The sequence below is a fragment of the Kitasatospora sp. NPDC024654 genome, assembly GCF_055559155.1.
This window is the reverse complement of sequence record NZ_JBVHLF010000116.1, coordinates 1-17,111: the sequence shown is the minus strand read 5'-3', so window position 1 is coordinate 17,111 and position 17,111 is coordinate 1. Positions and strand designations below refer to the sequence as shown.

Sequence of the window (17,111 nt, the reverse complement as noted above, 5' to 3'; positions counted from 1 at the left end):
GCGGAACGTCTGCCGCGGGCAGCCGAGCACCGGGCAGACCAGACGCCGCACCCGCACCGACACCACGACCCGGCGGCCGTCCACCGGCACGTCCGTGACCACCCGCCCGTGGAAGCTGTGCACCCGCCCCGTCGGCGTCCCGCACGCCGGGCACGGCACCGGATCGTCCCGGGTCCGCGCCGACACACGGATGACCTCGCCCTCGTCCGTCACGCCCTCGACGACGAGGGCCGAAAGTCCTGAAAACACCACACTCACCAGCTCATTGACATCGCGCGCACCATGCCAACGACGTTCGTCACCCTTCGTTACCACCGATTACGAGCCAGAGCCTCATCGAGAACACCCCCGCGACCGAGACGGTGCAGTGCAGCAGCGGTGAAACGTGCGGGAGTTCCTGCCCGAGCGCCTGTACGACCTCGTAGTCCCGGCCACTACGGGGGCGGGGCGTGACCGGTCCTGCCCCGGGGTGCGGGGCGGGGCGTGAGGCGTCACACAACCTCGCGCCACGACACGAGAGTTGCCACGAACTGATGACTTCCGCCGGGACACGCCCGGCCCGCTGCCGCGACGCTGCCAGGATCGCCGCACCGACCACGACGCCGCACTCGAACACCCCGGGAGATCCATGGCCACCGGCACATCCCGCTCCGGCCCGCCGCACGCCCGCCCGACCCAGGGCAGCGGGGAGGTGAGCGGCGACTGGCTGCCGCCCGCGCAGTACGTCGCCACCATCGAGAACTCCACCCTCTACGCCTGCCTGGTGTTCACCGACGAGCAGGGCCGGCTCTTCATGCTGCACACCGCGCGGGCGGAGCACGGCCAGCGCTGGCAGCTGCCCGGCGGGAACGTCGAGAAGGACGCGACACCGTGGGACACCGCCCGGCAGGAGTGCTGGGAGGAGACCGGCCTGGAGTTCACCGGAGCGCCGGTGCTGCTGGCCGTGCACTACCTCAAACCCAGCACCGGGTGGCCGCTCGGCAAGACCGGTGTGATCTTCGACGGCGGCACCCTGACCGACCGCCAGCTCGACGCGGTGCGCCTGGACGAGCGCGAGCACACCCACTGGGAGGTCCACACCCTGGACGACTGGCGGACGATCCTCAGCCCTGCCCGATTCGATCAGGTCAGCCGGTGGCTGCTGGCACGCCACCCCGGCACCGCCCAGTACATGTGCGCCGACGACGCGGCCGCGGCGGCGGCCGACCGCCACCCGCACACGGCGGCGGTGAAGCGGTGACCGGCGCGGCGAAGGAGCCCGCCGAGGACGCCGGCACGGAGCAGGAAAACTACGGCCTGGAGCTGGGCTGGGATGCGGCCGACCGGGAGGTGCGGGCTGCGGGCGTGCGGCAGATCTCGGGACGGCTGCCCGGGGTGCTGCGGGAGGCGCTCGGGCTGGCGTGGCGGGTGGACGGCCGCGCCGTGGTCGTACTGATGGTGTGCCAGGTCGCCGCCGGCGCCCTGCAGGCGGTCGGGCTGCTGGCCACCACCTGGGCGTTCGGTGTGCTCCTCGGCACGGGCGGCGTCGCGGGCCGGCTGCACGCCGCGCTGCCGTCGCTGCTGCTGTGGGGCGTGACGAGCAGCGCGAGGGCACTGCTGGGCCTGACGGTCGCGGCGCTGTCGCGCCGGGTGGCGCCGCAGCTGACCGCGCAGGCCGAGGCGATGCTCCTGGAGGCGGTGGCCGGCGCGGAGCTGATCGCGTTCGAGTACCCGGGCTTCAGCGACCGCGCCGAGGCCGCGGAGCGTGGCGCGAACACCGCCGGGGATCTGGTCTCCGGCACCCAGGACCTGATCGCGTCGGCGGCCTCCCTGGTCGGCGCGGCAGCCGTGGTCTCCGTGCTGCACCCGCTCCTGCTGCCGCTGCTGGCCCTTGGGATCGCGCCGCGCTGGATCTCGCTGGTCCGCGCGCAGCACGTCGAGTACAGCTCCTACCAGCGCTCGATCCCCGACCGGCGGATGATGGGGGCGCTGCGCTGGTACCTGAGCGACAAGTACCCCGCCGACCAGGTCCGCGCCGGCACGATGGCCGCCTACCTGATGGGCCGCTACCGCCACCACGCCGCGCTGGTGCGCGACCGCGAGTACCGGGCGGCATGGCAGTCGGCGAGGATCGCCGCGGTGGGGTCGGCCGTTGCCGGGCTGTCGTCGCTGCTGCTGTGGGGCGCGCTGTTCGCGCTGCTGGCGAGCGGCCAGATGTCGCTGGCCCGGGCCGGGACGGCGGTGCTGGCGCTCCAGACGGTGAGCGCCGCGCTGTGGGGCATGGTGGTCGCTGCCGGGCGGCTCTTTCGCACCTCGACCTACCTGGGCTCCTGGCGGGCCTTCCTGGAGGAGGCCGCCGAACACCGGCTCACCCGCGGCACCGCGCAGGTCACCCGGGCGCGGTGTTCCGCGCCGAAGAGATCACCTTCACCTACCCCGACGCGCAGCGGCCCGCGCTGGACAAGGTCAGCTTCGAGGTACGGCGCGGGGAGATCGTCGGCCTGGTCGGGATGAACGGCTCCGGCAAGACCACCCTGTCCAAGTGCCTGGCCGGCCTCTACCTCGCCGACGGCGGGCGGGTGACCTGGGACGGCGCGGACATGCGCAACCTGGACCCGGAGTCGGCCTGGAAGCGCGTGGCGTACGTGCCGCAGCAGTACGCGAAGTTCCCGGTGACACTGGAGGCCAACATCACCCTCGGCCAGCCCCACGAGGGCGGCCGCGCAGCGGTGCTCGCCGCCGCCGAGGCCGCCGGCGCGCACCGGGTGATCGGCAAGCTGCGCAACGGCCTGGACACGCTGATGGCCCGCGCGTTCTGGGGCGGCTCCGGTGACCTGTCGGGCGGGGAGTGGCAGCGCGTCGCACTGGCGAGAGCGTTCTACCGCCCGAGCGACCTGCTGGTCATGGACGAACCCACCAGCGCGCTGGACGCCGAGGGCGAGCACCGGATCATCACCGGGCTGCGCCAGCAGTCGCACGGGCGCGCCACCGTGCTGGTGACCCACCGCCTGACATGCCTGCGGTACGTGGACCGGGTCGTCGTCCTCAAGGACGGCCGGGTCGTGGAGGAGGGCACCCTGGAGGAACTCCTCGCCCTGGCGGACGGAGAGCTGTCCCTGCTGTGGTCGCTCCAGCAGCGCGACGCATCGCCCCCGGACACCGCCCACGAAGAAGCCGACGCAGCCGCCGCCGGCCGGCAGCTGCGGGCCGAACTGGTGAAGCGCCTGGAAGAGGAGGCAGGCCTGACCGACCCGCTGCTGCGGGCGGCCTTCGCCGCGGTGCGCCGCGAGATCGTCGTCCCGCGCGGCTACGCCCCCCGCACCCAGATCGCCGGCACCGACCAGCGCATCTGGCAGCTGCTGGACGCAGCCCACCCCGGCGACCGGGACGAGTGGCTGCGCCTGGCCTACAGCGGCAGGTCCGTGATGCTCCAACTGCCCGGCCAGGACCCGGCCGCCGTGCCGCGCGGCCACCTCGCGGTCGGCGGCGGCTTCGCGTCGATGACCACCGACGCCACCGGCATCGTCCACCTGCTCCAACCCCTGCACCTGCGGCCGGGCATGCGGGTGCTGGAGGCCGGGACCGGCGCCGGGACGGTGGCCGCGCTGCTGTGCGAGATCACCGGCGAGGAGCGGGTGACCGGCATCGAGGTGGACCCGCTGCTCGCCCGCGCCGCCCGCCAGCGCCTGGCCGCCGCCGGGTACCGGCCGCAGCTGCTGACTGGCGACGCGCTGGCCAGCCGAGTGGGCGAGCAGTTCGACGCGATCGTGCTCTCCTTCTCGGTGCGCAGCATCCCAGCCGCCCTGCTGGAGCAGCTGGCCGTCGGCGGCACGATGATCGCAGGCATCCACACCGGCTCCCCCTCCTGGCCGGCCCACTGCCACGTCACCCGCACCGCGACCGGCTGGGACGCGGTGCTGCGCCCCTACGCCCGCGGCGCCACCGCCCCCGCCGCCGGGCAGGACTTCTGGCGCCCGCCCCGCCCCGGCACGGCGCCCGACACCGAGTGGGAGCACCGGCGGCGCACCAGCCGGATCGTGCCGGACCGGCACGGCGAGGCCGGGTTTTGGCTGGCCGCCGGCCACCTGCTGGGCATCGCCCAGGGCGCCGCCCCCGAGCCGGGGCAGTTGCTCCTGCACCACCCTGCCACCGGCTCCCGGACACTGCTCACCCCCGACGGCGACTCCTGGCAGGTGGCCTGGTCCGGCAGCCACGACCTGTGGACGGACGTCGAAGACCTCCACCGCCACTGGGTGCACGCCGGCAGGCCTGCCGAGTACCGGCTCGACCTGAGCGACCCGGCCCGCCAGCGCGCCCACAGCACGAGCGCAGGCCTGCCGTTGCGCTGGGAGCTGCCCGGCAACCCGCTGGCACCCGCACCCCGCAGGCCGACTCCCGCGACGGACCGGGCACCGGCCGGGTAGGCCCCGCCACCGCCGACCCGCCTTCCCCGCCCGAGAGGTTGAACCCATGCCGCCCGCCCGCCGCGAGATGGATGATCCGCACGCCCACGATCTGACGCTCGCCGTCCTCAACGCGCTTGGCACCAGCGTTCCCGTCTACGTTGTCCGCTGACCGCCCGAACCGATCCGAGGAGAACCGTGACCGACACCGCCGACCGGGTCCCCGACCCGGTGCACTACCCGCCCACGCTGATCCCCGCCAACCCGCGCCGGGTGCGGTACGAGGACCTCTTGGAGGGCCCGGAGACCGAACGCCAGGCAATCGCCCGCGAGCTCGCCGAGGAACTCGGCCTCAGCACCGCCCCGGACGCCGATGCGGCTTCCGAGTCCGGGGCGGGCGCGTGACCTCCCGCGTTCCGGGCCGGAGCCGCCGGCCGGGAGGGCCGTGAGCATGGCAGGGCGACACAGCCGTCCACGTGAGCCCCGGCGGGCCAGCGACGGTGACACCGACCAGCACCTGAAGGCGCTGACGACCGGGTGCCCGGTCATCGAGGAAGGCGTCAGCGTCCCGAGCGGAGGCGACGGCGTCTTCCTCCCCCGGCGCGTCTACCTTCCGGACGGCCATATGCACACCAGCCTGGTCCGCCTCGACGCCGCCGGGCTCTTCCCGTTCCCGCCGCCCGACCGGCCCCAGGCCGGTGAACCGTGACGGCCCGCCCGCTGCACTGCCCCTGCGTGGTGTCCGCGGCGCAGGAGACCAGTGGGCGCGGGAAATCGAAAAGTCCGCCTTCGACCAGGGGTGCCGGGAATCGCCGGGCTTCATCGGGCGACTCGAACAGCGGCAGGATCTCCAACCCGGACGCCATCCCCGACGCTCCATCAACTTCTGCGCAGTGCCCAGTTATTGGCGCTTTTGTGCGTCGTGACGGTGCCGGGTCGCGCTGTGCTCACCTTCCAGGATGAGGGGCTCTACGAATGATCGACTTCGAGGTGCTGACGGCTTCCGCCCGCCGCGAGGGAATCGAACGCTTCGGGGTCGGCGTCGTGGTCCGCGACCGCTCGGGCCGGGTCCTGCTGATCCGGCGGGCCGCCCATGACGTCCTGCCGGGCCTGTGGGAGTACCCGGGAGGCGGCCGCGAGGACGGTGAGGCGGTGGACGCCGGCGCCGCCCGCGAGCTCGCCGAGGAGACCGGCCTGACATGCCTGGACCTGGAGTTCGCGCGCACTCTGGACTTCACCAACACGAACGGCCGCCGGGTGCGGCAGTTCGTCTTCACCACCGTCGTGCCGGACGGCACGACCGCGGTCCTATCCGGCGACCACGACGACCAGCAGTGGGCCCGACCCGACGCTCTGCCGCACACCGGCGACGGGCAGCGCGAGGTCATCACGTGGCTGGCCGGCCGCCTCGCCACCCCCGGCTGGCGGCCCATCGGCAGCCACCTCACCACCATCGCCCGACCCGCCACCTACGCCAGCTTCCTCGTCACCGACCCCGCCGGCCGGATCCTCGGGATGCACTCGGCCATCGACCCGGCCGTCTGGGGTTTTCCCGGCGGGATGGTCGAGAACGGCGAGTCCCCGTTCGACGCCGCGGTGCGCGAGGCCCGCGAGGAACTCGGCCTGGATCTGGCCGCGGAGAACCCGCGGGTTCTCCGCCGCCGCCTGATCGCCGTGATCCACACCCAGGCAGACGCCGAGTACCCGGTGCCGGTCGTGGGCCACGTCTTCGACGGCGGCACCCTGACCGCCGAGCAGCAGGCCCGTATCCGCCTCGACCCCGCCGAGCACACCGAGTTCCGGTTCGAGACGGCCTACGACTGGCGCCACCACATGGACCTGGCCCACTACCAGCGGCTGCGGCAGGTCCTGCGCGCCCACCGCAGCGGACGCGCGCTCTACCTGGAACGCCCCGCCCGTCCGGACGACGACTTCGAGGGCGTGCTGGTCCTCGTCACCGACCCGGCGGGCCGCCTGCTGATGCACCTGCGCGACGCCGGCCCCGGCCCCTGGCCCGGCTACTGGACTCCGCCCGAAGGCTGGCGCGAGGGCGACGAGAGCGCCGAGGAGAGCGCGGTACGCGAGGTCCGCGAGGAGGCCGGCATCGAGATCACCGGGCTGCGGACCCTCCCCGGCCCCCACCCCGACCACGGCCTCCCGCTCACCCGCGTCCTGCACGCGACCTGGACCGGCTCCGAGAGCGACCTGGTACTCGGCGACGAGGGCCAGGCCCTGCGCATGGTCCCCCCGGCCGGAGTCCTCGACCTCCACGTCCCGCCCTACCTGCAGCACTACCTCCCGCTACTCACCAGCAGCCAGCCCGAAGGAGCCCGCCCATGAGTGCACCGACCGTCACCCGCCAGCCGGCCGTACCGCAGCCGTGGCAGCACCACAGCCGCGAGACCCTCCTGGACACCCGCTCCTACCTGATCCACCGCGACACGGTGACCCAGCCCGACGGCACCGAAGCGGCCTTCGAGTTCCACCAGGCTCAGGTCGACGCGGCGTTGACGGTCGCGATGGACGAGCAGGGCCGGATCGCCATGGTCCGCTACCGCTCCTACGTCCACGGCGAGGTCCTCACCCCGCCCGGCGGGAAGCTGGACCCGGGCGAGGACCCGCTGCAGGGCGCCCGCCGGGAGCTCAAGGAGGAGTCCGGCATCACGGCTGCCACCTGGAGCCCGCTCGGTGAGATCGCGCTGATGACCAAGTGCACGGCTCGCCTGCACATTTTCCTCGCCCGGGACCTGACGGTCGGTGAGCAGGAACTGACCGCCACCGAGACGGGCATGACCGTGGAGTGGTGGCCGCTCAAGGAGGCGGTGGCCGCCGCGATGGACGGCCGGCTCCTGCTGTCCGGGGCCGTGGTGTCGGTCCTGATGGCCGCCCAGGCCGTAGACGCAGCGAGGCGCGCGTGAGCGCCCAACCGGCGGACCCTCCGCCTCGCCCGACCGGCTCGAACCGACCCGGAGCCAAGGAATTGCCCCTCTTCCCCGGTGCGGCCAGCGCCTACCACACCCCGGTGGCTGCTGCGCGAGAGCATCCCGCGCACCCAGGCGCACTTCGCCGAAGACCTCGGGGTCGACCTCGGCACCGTCCAGGGCTGGGAGTCCGGGCGCCGGCCGCTGGCCAACACCCGCTCGGCGGATCTGCTGCAGCTGCGCCGCCGTCTGGCCCTGCTCGGTGCGGACGCGGGCCTGCTCGCGCTGCTCGGCACCGCGATGGACGCCGACCGCATCCTCACCGCGGTCCTGCGCCCGCCCGCCGACGGGCGCTGCGCGGATACACTCCGCGCTGGATCGAGGCCCGCACCGCCGCTACCGTCGCCGCCCGCCAGGGCGACCCCGGGCAGTTGCGGGACTTCATCGCCACCGCGCTCGTCGACGACCAGCACGGCGAGCTGGCGAATTTGGCGTACTGGTCGTACTGGCTGGGCGCCATGCCCGCCGACGCGCCCGACGACGGCTTCATGCACGCCCCCTCCCCGGCGGCGTGGAACCCCCTGCAGCTGTTCCAGGGCCTCGTCGGTTCCCTCCATGACGCGCCCGGCACGGTGGATCTGTACGTCCACTCGGTCACCACCCTGCTCGACCTGCACCCCTGGCTCCCGCTGGCCGATCCGCAGACCGCCCACCGGTTCGCCGGCCGGACCACCGAACTGCTCGACGGACGGGTGATCTCGCAGAGATCCCGCCACGACCTGGAGTCGGTGCAATACCGTCTACAGGAGACAAGCTGACGGAGGACCAGGTGAGCGACCGCCCGCAGGACGACCCGCAGGACGCCGGTACGGCCGCCCTGTTCTACGAGACCGGCGTCCTGCGCCGCGTCCCGCGCACCGGCTGGGGCCTGGACGGCATCCTCGGCGGCGAGAGCGTCGCCGACCACAGCCACCGCACCGCCGTCATCGGCGCCGCCCTCGCGGCCATGGAAGGTGCCGACCCGGCCCGCACCGCGCTGCTGTGCGTACTCCACGACCTCCACGAGGCCCGCACCGGCGACCTCACGCCCCTCGCCAAGCGCTACGTCGCCTTCAAAGCGGACCCGCGCGACGTCACCGCCGACCAGACCGCAGGCGCCCACCCGGCGGTGCGCGATGTCCTGGCCGGTGCCGTCGACGAGTTCGAGGCCAATGACAGCGCGGAAGCGCGCTGCGCCCACGATGCCGACAAGCTGGACTGCATCATCGCGGCCCTCGAGTACCGCGCGCAGGGCCACACCGCCGTCCAGGGCAAGATCGACCGGTGCCTGGCCGCACTCAAGACCGCCTCGGCCCGCCGCATCGCCGAAGCCGCCCTGACGACCGACCCGACCAGCTGGCAACCACTCTTCCTCGTGCCACCGGCAACGGCCCGCTGAACCCCGCCGCCCGACGGGCCTCCTCACCGATGCCTGGCGGGCCACGCATCCGGCACGAACATCCTCCCGTGGACACCGCCGGCGAAGTCCCCGCCACCTGCGCGGGTCCCGAGCCGAGCCCAGCGACCACTAGGGTGGGCCCGGTCAGCGGGACGTGGAGGTCGACGGAGCGCACCGCACGCGGCCACCGACCTCGGCGAACCTGATCGAGCGCCGCACCTGATCCACCCACCCGGCCCCGGAGCCCAGATGACCAGCACGAAGCAGGCCACCGTCGATGCGGTGGTGCTGACCATGAACGACCGCCCCGCCGAGTTCCCCGTGGCGATGGCCTCGCTGCTGGCCCAGGAGGGCGTGGACCTTCGTGTGGTGATCGTCGGCAACGGGTGCGAGCCCGACTTCGTGCCCGACGGGGTTCAGGTCGTCGCGCTGCCGGAGAACCTGGGGATCCCCGAGGGCCGCAACGTCGGGGCGGACGCGCTCGCCGGTCCGGAGGCCGGCGAGTTCCTGTTCTTCTACGACAACGACGCGAAGATCCCGGACCCCAAGGCGTTGGCCCGGCTCGTCGAGGAGGCCCGTCGCCACCCCGAGGCCGCCTACATCCAGCCCCGCATCGCCGACCCCGACACCGGCGTCACCGTGCGCCGCTGGGTCCCGCGCCTGCGCGCCGGCGACCCTGCCCGGCCCGGCACCGTCACGGCGATGGCCGAAGGCGTGATCCTGATCCGCCGGGCGGACTTCGAGCAGGCTGGGCGCTGGCCAGGCGCGTTTTTTCTCTACCACGAGGGGTTTGACCTGGCGCTAAGAATCTGGAACCTGGGCCGAACCGGTTACTACGCCCCGGACATCATCGTCCATCACCCGGCCTCCGACCCGGCCCGCCACGCCCTCTACCTGCGTCTGGTCGCCCGCAACCGGGTCTGGGTCGCCTACCGTCGCCTGCCCGCGCTCCTCGTCCCGATCTACATCACCTCGTGGATCGTCATCACGTCGCTGCGCATGCGGCGCGACCGCAAGGCGCTGGCCACCTGGTTCAAGGGGCTACGGGAGGGCCTGCGCGGCGGCCACGGTGAGCGTCGCCCCATCTCCTGGACCACGGTGTGGCGCCTGACCCGCGCCGGACGCCCGCCGGTCCTGTGACCCCACCGACCGGCGCCCGCTGACCGGCGGCGCCCGGCAGGGCGGGCGGCACGGTCGGCTCAGACTGCCGAGTCCACCGGCCGGTTCTTCCACCGCTCCTCCTCGGTCCGGTCGCAGTGGCGCCACGAGCCAGGGGACGAGCCGCGGCGCCGGCACGGCCGCGATCTGCTCGACGGGGTGGAGCAGCCCTCGGTCGCATAGCTCGGCCGTCCAGACCGTGATGCGGGCCGCCGGGTGGGCGGGGTTGACGCCGACCTCTCCCTTGGGGCCGCTCGCGCTGTTGAAGGGCAGGCAGATGCCCTGCGTGTTCCAGTACGTCCAGGCCTCCATCGCCTTGGCCTGCTCGAAGGCGTGGTAGAGCTGCGGGTAGCGGTCCAGCAGCCGCACCTCTCGGAAGAGCAGCTGGCCGAGCAGGTGCGGAGCGGCGTCGCTTACGAGCGCCAGGTCGGCGCGGCGGAAGGAAACGTCGCGGACGTCCTGGTGCGGGGCGAGGCTGGTGATGGCGAACCGGTGGGAGATGCGCCGGCGGACGTAGGCAGCCGCCCCGGCCGCGAGGCCGGGCTCGATGCGGCCGACGAGCTCGCGCAGCCGCGTGTGGCCGGGGTGGAAGCGGCCGAGGTCGAAGAGGGTGCCCATGCCGTCCACCGCGGTGAAGGCCAGGTCCTTGTAGAGGTGGTTGTTCATCTCCCCGCGGTCCGCGAACTCCCGGGTGTCGGGACTGGTGGAGTGGAGCATCAGGTACTCGGCCACAGTCTCGAAGTACAGGTAGCCGAGGTAGGGCAGGACGGGGACGGCGGCGGCGAGCGCCTCGGCGAACGGCGCGTCGGCGCTCGCCCGGCCCGCCGCGTTGTGCAGCAGCGTGTCCAGGAGCGGCGCGGCCATGCGCACCCGGTCGGTGACCGAGCGCATCACCTGCTCGTCCTCGGCGTCGGTCAGGGTGTGCCGGAAGGCGTGGAAGGCGGCCAGGTGGACGCCGCCCAGGCGCAGGTAGTCCAGGCCCTTCACCGGGCCGGGGCGCTCGGGCACGACGTCGATGACCAGCGGAATGCTGTCGCGGCGGCTGTCGAGGTCGGCGCGGCTGCCGAGCATGTGCGCGCCGAGGTTGTGGGGGCGCAGCGCGCCGCCGGGCAGGGCGGTGAGCGGCGATCCGTAGACGGCGCCGACCAGGCAGCCGGTGGAGGCGAGGAGCTGGCCGCTGGCGCGGACGGCGTCCACGGAGCGGGTCAGGTGCAGCAGGCGGATCGGCTCGCCGCTGGCGAGGGAGTCTAGCAGGGCGTTGTCGCGCAGCAGGTGCCCGTTGGGGGTCTGCTCGAGCAACTGGTACCAGTCGGCTTCGGATGCGGCCAGGCCCGTGGGCGCCGGCCGGGAGTCCGGGGTCATGGAGTCGGTGTGGGCATGGTCCCAGTCGGCGTGCACAGTGTCTCCTACTGCGGCAGGACGGCGTTCAGGGCGTGCCGGAGGGCCTGCGGGTTGGTGTCGCCGTCGAGGTGGGCCTGTTCGCTGTGGACCACGAGGTCGTGGGCGAGCGGTGGCGCCCAGTCGGGCAGGGGCAGGCGCAGCCGGGTCGGGTCGGGCCACCAGCGCTCCAGGGGGAGGCGGTAGCGGTCGAGGGCGTCGGCGGCCTTGAGGAGGTCCACCGGCAGGCGGTGCTGCTGGTAGGCGTCGGCCTGCTCGGTGCTGAAGGCGTCGTGCGGGACGTCGTGCAGGGCCACCGCGGTGATCGCCTCGGGGCTCGGCGCGGTGCCGAGGGCGGCGGTCGCGGTGGCGGTGTGGGCGGTGAGCCAGTCGGCGGCGCGCCGGCCGTGGCCGGGGTCGGCGCGGTCGTGGTGGCGGCGGCAGTCGTGGCAGGCGGCCGCGGCAGCGAGCGCGGCGGTGCGCTGAGGGCTGAGGCCGTACGCGGGGGCGAGGAGCTGGGCGAGCAGGGCGACCCGGGCGCCGTGCCGGACCCCGTGGATCGAGGCGGCCGTGCGCCGGCGGGCGAACCACGCCGTCTGCGGCACCAGGAGGAGCGGGCGGGGCCCGCTGGTGGGCGGTCCGCCCGCGTCAGCGGGGCGGTTGCAGGCGATCCACGACAGGGTGCTCCGGTCCAGGACCTGGTGGTCGGGAAGGCGGCCGGCCTGGGCCAGCTCGCGCAGCGTCGGCTCGGGCCGGCTCCGGTGGGAGGTCACGGAGCGCTCCTACAGGTCGGGAAAGTGGGCGCCGCTCGACAGCTGCGCCGCGGGTGAAGCCGCCCGCGCCCGGGCATGGGAGTGTCCGGGCGCGGGCGGGCGCCGTCCTTCGAAGGCGGTCAGTTCCAGATGGCGTGCAGCGCGTCGATGACCCGCTGCACGTCCTGGTCGGTCATGGCCGGGTAGCACGGCAGGGACAGCTGCCGGGAGGCGACCTGCTCGGTGACCGGCAGGTAGCACTCGACATCGCGGTAGGCGGCGAGCCGGTGGACCGGCTTGAAGTGCACGCTGGTGCCGATCCCGTGCACCTCGCGCAGCGCCTGGGCCACCTGGTCCCGGTTGCGCCCGGCTGCCGGGTCGACGAGCACGGGGTAGAGGAACCAGCCGTGCTCGACCCCGTTGAGGACGGCCGGCAGCTGCAGCCCCGCGAGGCCGGCCAGCTCGCGGCTGAACGCGGCGGCGATCTCGGCGCGGCGCGCGGTGAAGGCGGGCAGCTTGCGCCACTGCTGGATGCCGACGGCGGCCGTGATGTCCGGCATCGTGTACTTCAGCCCCGGCACGGTGACCTCGTAGTCGGCGGTGCGCCGCTCTCCGTGCCGCCGCCAGGCGGAGGCGTCGATGCCGTGCCGGCCCAGCAGCCGTGCCCGCTGGACGAGGTCGCCGCGGCCGACCAGCATTCCGCCCTCGCCGCAGGTGACGACCTTGTTGGCGTAGAACGAGAGCACCGTGAGGTCGCCGACGGATCCGGCCCGGGTGCCGTCGCGCCAGGCGTGGAGGGCGTGGGCGGCGTCCTCGATCAGCAGCAGGCCGTGGTCGTCGGCGAGCTTGCGGAACGCGGCGAGGTCGCAGGGCTGGCCGCCGTAGTGCATGACCGCGATGGCCTTGGTCCGTGGGGTGATCGCCTGCTCGGCCGTGGCCGGGGCGAGGTTGAGGGTGACCGGGTCTACGTCGGCGAACACCGGGGTTCCGCCGGTCTGGACGATCGCGTTGGGCACGGCGGTGAAGGTCAGACTCGGGGTGATCACCTCGTCGCCCGGCTCGATGCCGGCGGCCAGGAGGGCCAGGTGCAGGGCCGCGGTGCAGGAGGTGACCGCGAAGGCGTCTTCGGCCCCGAACGCCTCGCGCACGGCCTGCTCGAACCCGGCCGCCTTCGGTCCGTGGGTCAGCCAGCCGGAGCGCAGCGTGTCCAGGACCTCCGTCTCCTCCTCCGGGCCGAGCAGGGGCCGGTTCCACGGCAGGAACGGCGCTGCGGCCGGCCCGGCGAGGCTCATTCTGTCCCCCACGCGGTCGCGTACCGGGCCCCGTACCGCTGGCAGTCGGCGGTGTTCAGCCGGGCGACCTTCCCGGCGGCGACGGCGGCGACCAGGCCGCGGTGGTTGTCGTACTGGGCCTGGCCGGGGTCGGTGACCAGGCCGGACAGCACCAGGTCGGCGACCTCGCGGACCCCGTCCTTGAGCGTCGTGGCGCAGGCACCGGGCAGCGCCCGCTCGATCCGGGCGAAGGAGACCCGGTAGTCGCGGGCGTCCGTCTCGTCCCGCTCAGGCCCGCGGTCGATCACCGCGCCGGGCACGACTTCGGCCACCGTGGCGGCGATGTCGGCGATGGTGTGGTTCTCCGGGTCGCTGCCCACGTTCCAGGCGCCGGCCAGCCGCTGCTCCAGTACACCGGCGAGGACCCGTGCCACGTCCCCGACGTGCACCAGCGGCCGGCGCTGCGCGCCGCCGTTGAGCGGGATGCGCCCGGTGGAGGCGGCGGTGGCCGCCATCTTGTTGACCACCGAGTCCAGTCGCTGGCGCGGCGAGGAGCCGTGCACCGTGGCCAGGCGAAGGCTGGTCAGGGCGCAGTCCGGGCCGAGCGCCTCGGGCAGGTGCCGCTCGGCCAGCACCTTGGTGCGGGCGTAGATGCCCAGCGGGTTCGGTGCGGTGTCCTCGTCCACGGTGCCCTCGTGCAGCCCGTAGACGCTGCACGAGGAGAAGAAGACGTAGTGGCCGACGCCGGCCGCGGCCGCGGCCTGGGCGGCGATCAGCGGGGAGGCGTAGTTGAGCTCGACGGCCAGCTGCTCGTCGACCTGGCTGGCCGGCTCGCCGACGATGCCGCCCAGGTGCACCACCGCGTCCGCGCCCGCACTGGCCTCGGCCAGCAGGTCGGCGTCGCGCAGGTCCCCGCATACGAACCGGACGGTGCCCGGCAGCAGGACGGCGGGGTCGTCCTCGCGCTGGTAGATGAGCCCGTCCACCACGGTGACCTCGTGGCCGAGGGCGGCCAGGCGGTGGGAGGCGACGGTGCCCAGGTACCCGGCACCGCCCAGCAGCACGACTCGCATCAGGAGGATCCTTTCGGTCAGGCCGCGAGGGCGGCGGGGGCGGTGAACCAGTCCGGGACCGCGTCTGGGGTGGACTTGAGCCACGCCACGTACCGGTCGATGCCGTCGGCGAGACGGATGCCGGGCTGCCATCCGAGCAGGTCGGCGGCCCGGCGGGTGTCGGCGCAGCCGCCGAGCGGATCGCCCTCGGGCCTGGGCGTCTCGACGAACTTGGCGCCCGGGTAGTGGCCGGCGATGAGTTCGCCGATCTGGCGGACCGTCGTGGCCACGCCGGTGCCCACGTTGACGGTCCGGCCGGCCATGCGGTCGCTGACCAGGGCCAGGATCGTGGCGTGGGCGATGTCGTCGACGTGCACCATGTCGCGCACCTGCCGACCGCCGCCGTTGAGCCGGATCGGGCGGCCGGTGTGGGCGGACATCGCCATCCACGGCACCATCCACGAGTGCGAGCCGGGCTTGGGCACCTGCGGGTCGCCGTAGACGGAGAAGTACCGCACCGTGGCGTGCTGGGTGCCGGAGCCGTCGAGCAGCAGCCGCACCTGGTGCTCCGCCCAGACCTTGGTGTTGGCGTAGACGGAGATCGGGGTGAGCGGCTGGTCCTCGGTGAACCGTGCCGGTCCGGCGTCGGGGGCCGGGGTGCCGTCGCCGTACACGGAGGCGGAGGAGACGAACACCAGCCGCTTCACCGCGGACCCGGTGACGGCGTCCAGCACGGTCTGGGTGCCGTGCACGTTGCTGGCGAAGGCCACACCCGGGTGTCGGGTGCACGCCGCGACGTCCGCGTACGCGGCGGCGTGGATCACGAAGTCCGCCCGGCCGACCAGCCACTGCACGGTGGCCTGCTCCCGGACATCCCCGAGCACCACCTCGGCCGCGTGACGGTCCACCGCGAACCGGTCGCGCACCGCGTGCGGGTAGGCGTCGAAGCGGTCCAGGACGAGCGGGTTGGCCCCATGGGCCGCGAGCTGGGCGACGATGCGGCTGCCGACCAGGCCCCCGCCGCCGGTGACCAGCACGGTGGCCCCGGCCAGCTGCCGGAGCCGATCATCTGACGGAATGCCAACCATGAGGAATGGACCTCCCCTTGGAGTGCGCGAATCTGTTCCCCCAGTGAACCCCCGGCGCCACAACGGGGGTACCGTGTTCCCCCGCTCATCGCGTTCATCCTGTTCATGATCATCAATAGGGGTGCGAATTGACGGCACCGAAGGGCCCCAACAAGCAGCTGGCCGCGGTCGTCGAAGAAGCCGGGTACACGTACGAAGCCCTGGCCAGAGCGGTCAAGGCGGTTGCAGCTGAGTCAGGAGTGAAGCTGGGAACCTCCCGCTCAGCCGTGCACGCCTGGGTGACTGCGGGGGCGATTCCGGCGGGCAAGACCCCCCAGTTCGTGGCCGAGGCACTGTCGAGAAAGCTCCGCCGGCCCGTGACGGTCGGGGAACTCGCTCTAGGCTCAGATCTCATCGGGGACGACATCGCCCCGGATCCCCTCGCAGCCGCTTCCGATCTGGGGAGGCTCCTCGTGCACAACCGCCGCGACTTCATCGGCCTCGCGTTCTCCGCCTTAGCGCTCACCCTCCCACTCACCTACGACCCGAAGGCGGCTGCCGCCTCGCTGCGCGCCGCAGCCAACGGCCGCCGGGCCGGCTCGGACGAAGTCGGCACGGTCCGCCAGCTCACGCAGACGTTCCGGACGGCTGACGAGCAGCACGGCGGCGGGCACGGACTCGTCGCCATCGTCACCCTCCTCAACGACGACGTCATCCCGATGCTCGGCTCCACCTTCCCGAACGCCACCGTCCGGGGGGACGCGTTCGGCGCCGCGGCCGAGCTGGCCACCCTGGTCGGCTGGAAATGCCACGACCGCGGGTACGAAGGGGCCTCGCAGAAGTACTACAACCTGGCCTTCCAACTCGCCAGCGAGTCGGATTCGGCCGGCCACGGCGCATAGGCGATGCGCGCCCTGGTCCACCAGGCCCTCGACCTCAAGCAGCCGGCCAACACCGTCGACCTCGCGGAGTCCGCGCTGGCGCGGGCCCGCGGCAAGGTCAGCCGGCAGACGGAGGCGCTGCTGCTCATCACGGCCGCCCGGGCCCACGGCGCCAGCCGAAACGGGCGGGCCGCCGCCCGCTTGATCCTGGCCGCCGAGAAGTCCGCGCTGGCCCCCGACGACACCGTGCCGATCTACGCCGCCGCGGCCGGCCCGGTCGCAGCGACCGTCGCCTCCCACACCGGCAGGACCCTGACGGAGATGGGCGACCACGCGGCGGCGGAGCAGCACTACCGAGCCGCGCTCGCCGATCGGGTTCCGGGCACCTACCACCGCCTGCGCGGCCTCACGCTCGCGAACGTCGCCAAGGCGGTCGCCGCCCAGCACCGGCACGAAGAAGCCGTCGGCCTGTGGAGCCGGAGCGTGGAGCTGATGGACGGGGTCGCCTCCCGGCGCAACCGTCAGGAGCTGGACACCCTGCGCTCAGCGCTGGTCGTGTACACCCGGCGCGGCATCCCGGGTTCGGCCGACTTGGCGCAGCGGGCGTCGTCGATCAGAGACTTCTGATGAAGCCCTGTCGCCGCCTTCGCCTGGACGGCTCACGCCCCGTCGAGTGGGCCTGGTTCCATCCGGTGGCGGCGCAGGTCCCGCTGCTCTATTGAGCCTTCGCCATCTTCGAACGTGCTGGTCGGAGGGGCTGGCGTGGCGGCTTTCCGGGGTGCTCGTGCTGGTCGTGGGCAAGAGTCTGCCGT

Annotated in this window: 18 protein-coding genes; 12 read left to right on the top strand and 6 right to left on the bottom strand. The window is 73.4% G+C overall.

Features of this window, described 5'->3' with window-relative positions:
* On the bottom strand, nt 1-315 hold a 315-nt coding region (locus ACZ38L_RS35195), incomplete at its 3' end, for a transposase family protein (RefSeq protein WP_465701341.1).
* 313 nt (nt 316-628) lie between these two features.
* Between ACZ38L_RS35195 and ACZ38L_RS35190 the strand changes: the two genes are divergently transcribed.
* The 10 genes from ACZ38L_RS35190 to ACZ38L_RS35145 all read left to right on the top strand — a co-directional run bounded on the left by ACZ38L_RS35190 (nt 629) and on the right by ACZ38L_RS35145 (nt 9,881).
* Nucleotides 629-1,240: an NUDIX domain-containing protein gene (locus tag ACZ38L_RS35190; protein WP_465701339.1), complete on the top strand. Its 612-nt coding sequence runs from the start codon at nt 629-631 to the stop codon at nt 1,238-1,240.
* Nucleotides 1,237-2,493, top strand: a complete 1,257-nt coding sequence (locus ACZ38L_RS35185; protein WP_465701335.1) for an ABC transporter ATP-binding protein — start codon at nt 1,237-1,239, stop codon at nt 2,491-2,493. The genes ACZ38L_RS35190 and ACZ38L_RS35185 overlap by 4 nt, the downstream gene beginning before the upstream one ends.
* Nucleotides 2,382-4,403: a protein-L-isoaspartate O-methyltransferase family protein gene (locus tag ACZ38L_RS35180; RefSeq protein WP_465701332.1), complete on the top strand. Its 2,022-nt coding sequence runs from the start codon at nt 2,382-2,384 to the stop codon at nt 4,401-4,403. Before ACZ38L_RS35185 ends, ACZ38L_RS35180 begins: the two co-directional genes overlap by 112 nt.
* Before the next feature lie 177 nt (nt 4,404-4,580).
* Complete coding sequence (locus tag ACZ38L_RS35175) at nt 4,581-4,787, top strand: hypothetical protein (protein WP_465701329.1); 207 nt, start codon at nt 4,581-4,583, stop codon at nt 4,785-4,787.
* A 46-nt stretch (nt 4,788-4,833) separates the two neighbouring features.
* Nucleotides 4,834-5,091: a hypothetical protein gene (locus ACZ38L_RS35170; RefSeq protein WP_465701327.1), complete on the top strand. Its 258-nt coding sequence runs from the start codon at nt 4,834-4,836 to the stop codon at nt 5,089-5,091.
* Between the two features lie 266 nt (nt 5,092-5,357).
* On the top strand, nt 5,358-6,722 hold the full coding sequence (locus ACZ38L_RS35165; protein WP_465701325.1) for an NUDIX hydrolase: 1,365 nt from the start codon (nt 5,358-5,360) through the stop codon (nt 6,720-6,722).
* A complete protein-coding gene (locus ACZ38L_RS35160) occupies nt 6,719-7,300 on the top strand; it encodes an NUDIX domain-containing protein (RefSeq protein WP_465701323.1) in 582 nt (193 codons plus the stop codon). Before ACZ38L_RS35165 ends, ACZ38L_RS35160 begins: the two co-directional genes overlap by 4 nt.
* A gap of 434 nt (nt 7,301-7,734) precedes the next feature.
* Nucleotides 7,735-8,121, top strand: a complete 387-nt coding sequence (locus ACZ38L_RS35155; RefSeq protein ID WP_465701321.1) for a hypothetical protein — start codon at nt 7,735-7,737, stop codon at nt 8,119-8,121.
* A gap of 11 nt (nt 8,122-8,132) precedes the next feature.
* Complete coding sequence (locus ACZ38L_RS35150; protein ID WP_465701319.1) at nt 8,133-8,741, top strand: HD domain-containing protein; 609 nt, start codon at nt 8,133-8,135, stop codon at nt 8,739-8,741.
* A gap of 249 nt (nt 8,742-8,990) precedes the next feature.
* Nucleotides 8,991-9,881, top strand: a complete 891-nt coding sequence (locus tag ACZ38L_RS35145) for a glycosyltransferase family 2 protein (protein WP_465701317.1) — start codon at nt 8,991-8,993, stop codon at nt 9,879-9,881.
* Here the strand turns inward: ACZ38L_RS35145 and ACZ38L_RS35140 are convergent.
* From ACZ38L_RS35140 to ACZ38L_RS35120, 5 genes are all read right to left on the bottom strand, one after another.
* On the bottom strand, nt 9,783-11,261 hold the full coding sequence (locus ACZ38L_RS35140; protein ID WP_465701315.1) for a hypothetical protein: 1,479 nt from the start codon (nt 11,259-11,261) through the stop codon (nt 9,783-9,785). The genes ACZ38L_RS35145 and ACZ38L_RS35140 overlap by 99 nt on opposite strands.
* A 44-nt stretch (nt 11,262-11,305) precedes the next feature.
* Nucleotides 11,306-12,049: a hypothetical protein gene (locus ACZ38L_RS35135; protein WP_465701313.1), complete on the bottom strand. Its 744-nt coding sequence runs from the start codon at nt 12,047-12,049 to the stop codon at nt 11,306-11,308.
* Between the two features lie 119 nt (nt 12,050-12,168).
* The gene (locus ACZ38L_RS35130; protein ID WP_465701311.1) at nt 12,169-13,320 is read right to left on the bottom strand and encodes a DegT/DnrJ/EryC1/StrS family aminotransferase; all 1,152 of its coding nucleotides are present in this window, start codon (nt 13,318-13,320) and stop codon (nt 12,169-12,171) included.
* Complete coding sequence (locus tag ACZ38L_RS35125; RefSeq protein ID WP_465701309.1) at nt 13,317-14,372, bottom strand: NAD-dependent epimerase/dehydratase family protein; 1,056 nt, start codon at nt 14,370-14,372, stop codon at nt 13,317-13,319. The genes ACZ38L_RS35130 and ACZ38L_RS35125 overlap by 4 nt, the downstream gene beginning before the upstream one ends.
* 17 nt (nt 14,373-14,389) lie before the next feature.
* On the bottom strand, nt 14,390-15,439 hold the full coding sequence (locus ACZ38L_RS35120) for an NAD-dependent epimerase/dehydratase family protein (RefSeq protein WP_465701307.1): 1,050 nt from the start codon (nt 15,437-15,439) through the stop codon (nt 14,390-14,392).
* 452 nt (nt 15,440-15,891) lie between these two features.
* Here ACZ38L_RS35120 and ACZ38L_RS35115 point away from each other — a divergent pair, with 452 nt between their 5' ends.
* Together ACZ38L_RS35115 and ACZ38L_RS35110 are read left to right on the top strand one after the other, a co-directional pair.
* The gene (locus tag ACZ38L_RS35115; RefSeq protein ID WP_465701305.1) at nt 15,892-16,320 is read left to right on the top strand and encodes a hypothetical protein; all 429 of its coding nucleotides are present in this window, start codon (nt 15,892-15,894) and stop codon (nt 16,318-16,320) included.
* Between the two features lie 3 nt (nt 16,321-16,323).
* Entirely contained in the window at nt 16,324-16,926 is a 603-nt protein-coding gene (locus ACZ38L_RS35110; RefSeq protein ID WP_465701303.1) for a tetratricopeptide repeat protein, read from the top strand.
* The last annotated feature ends 185 nt before the right edge of the window (nt 16,927-17,111 follow it).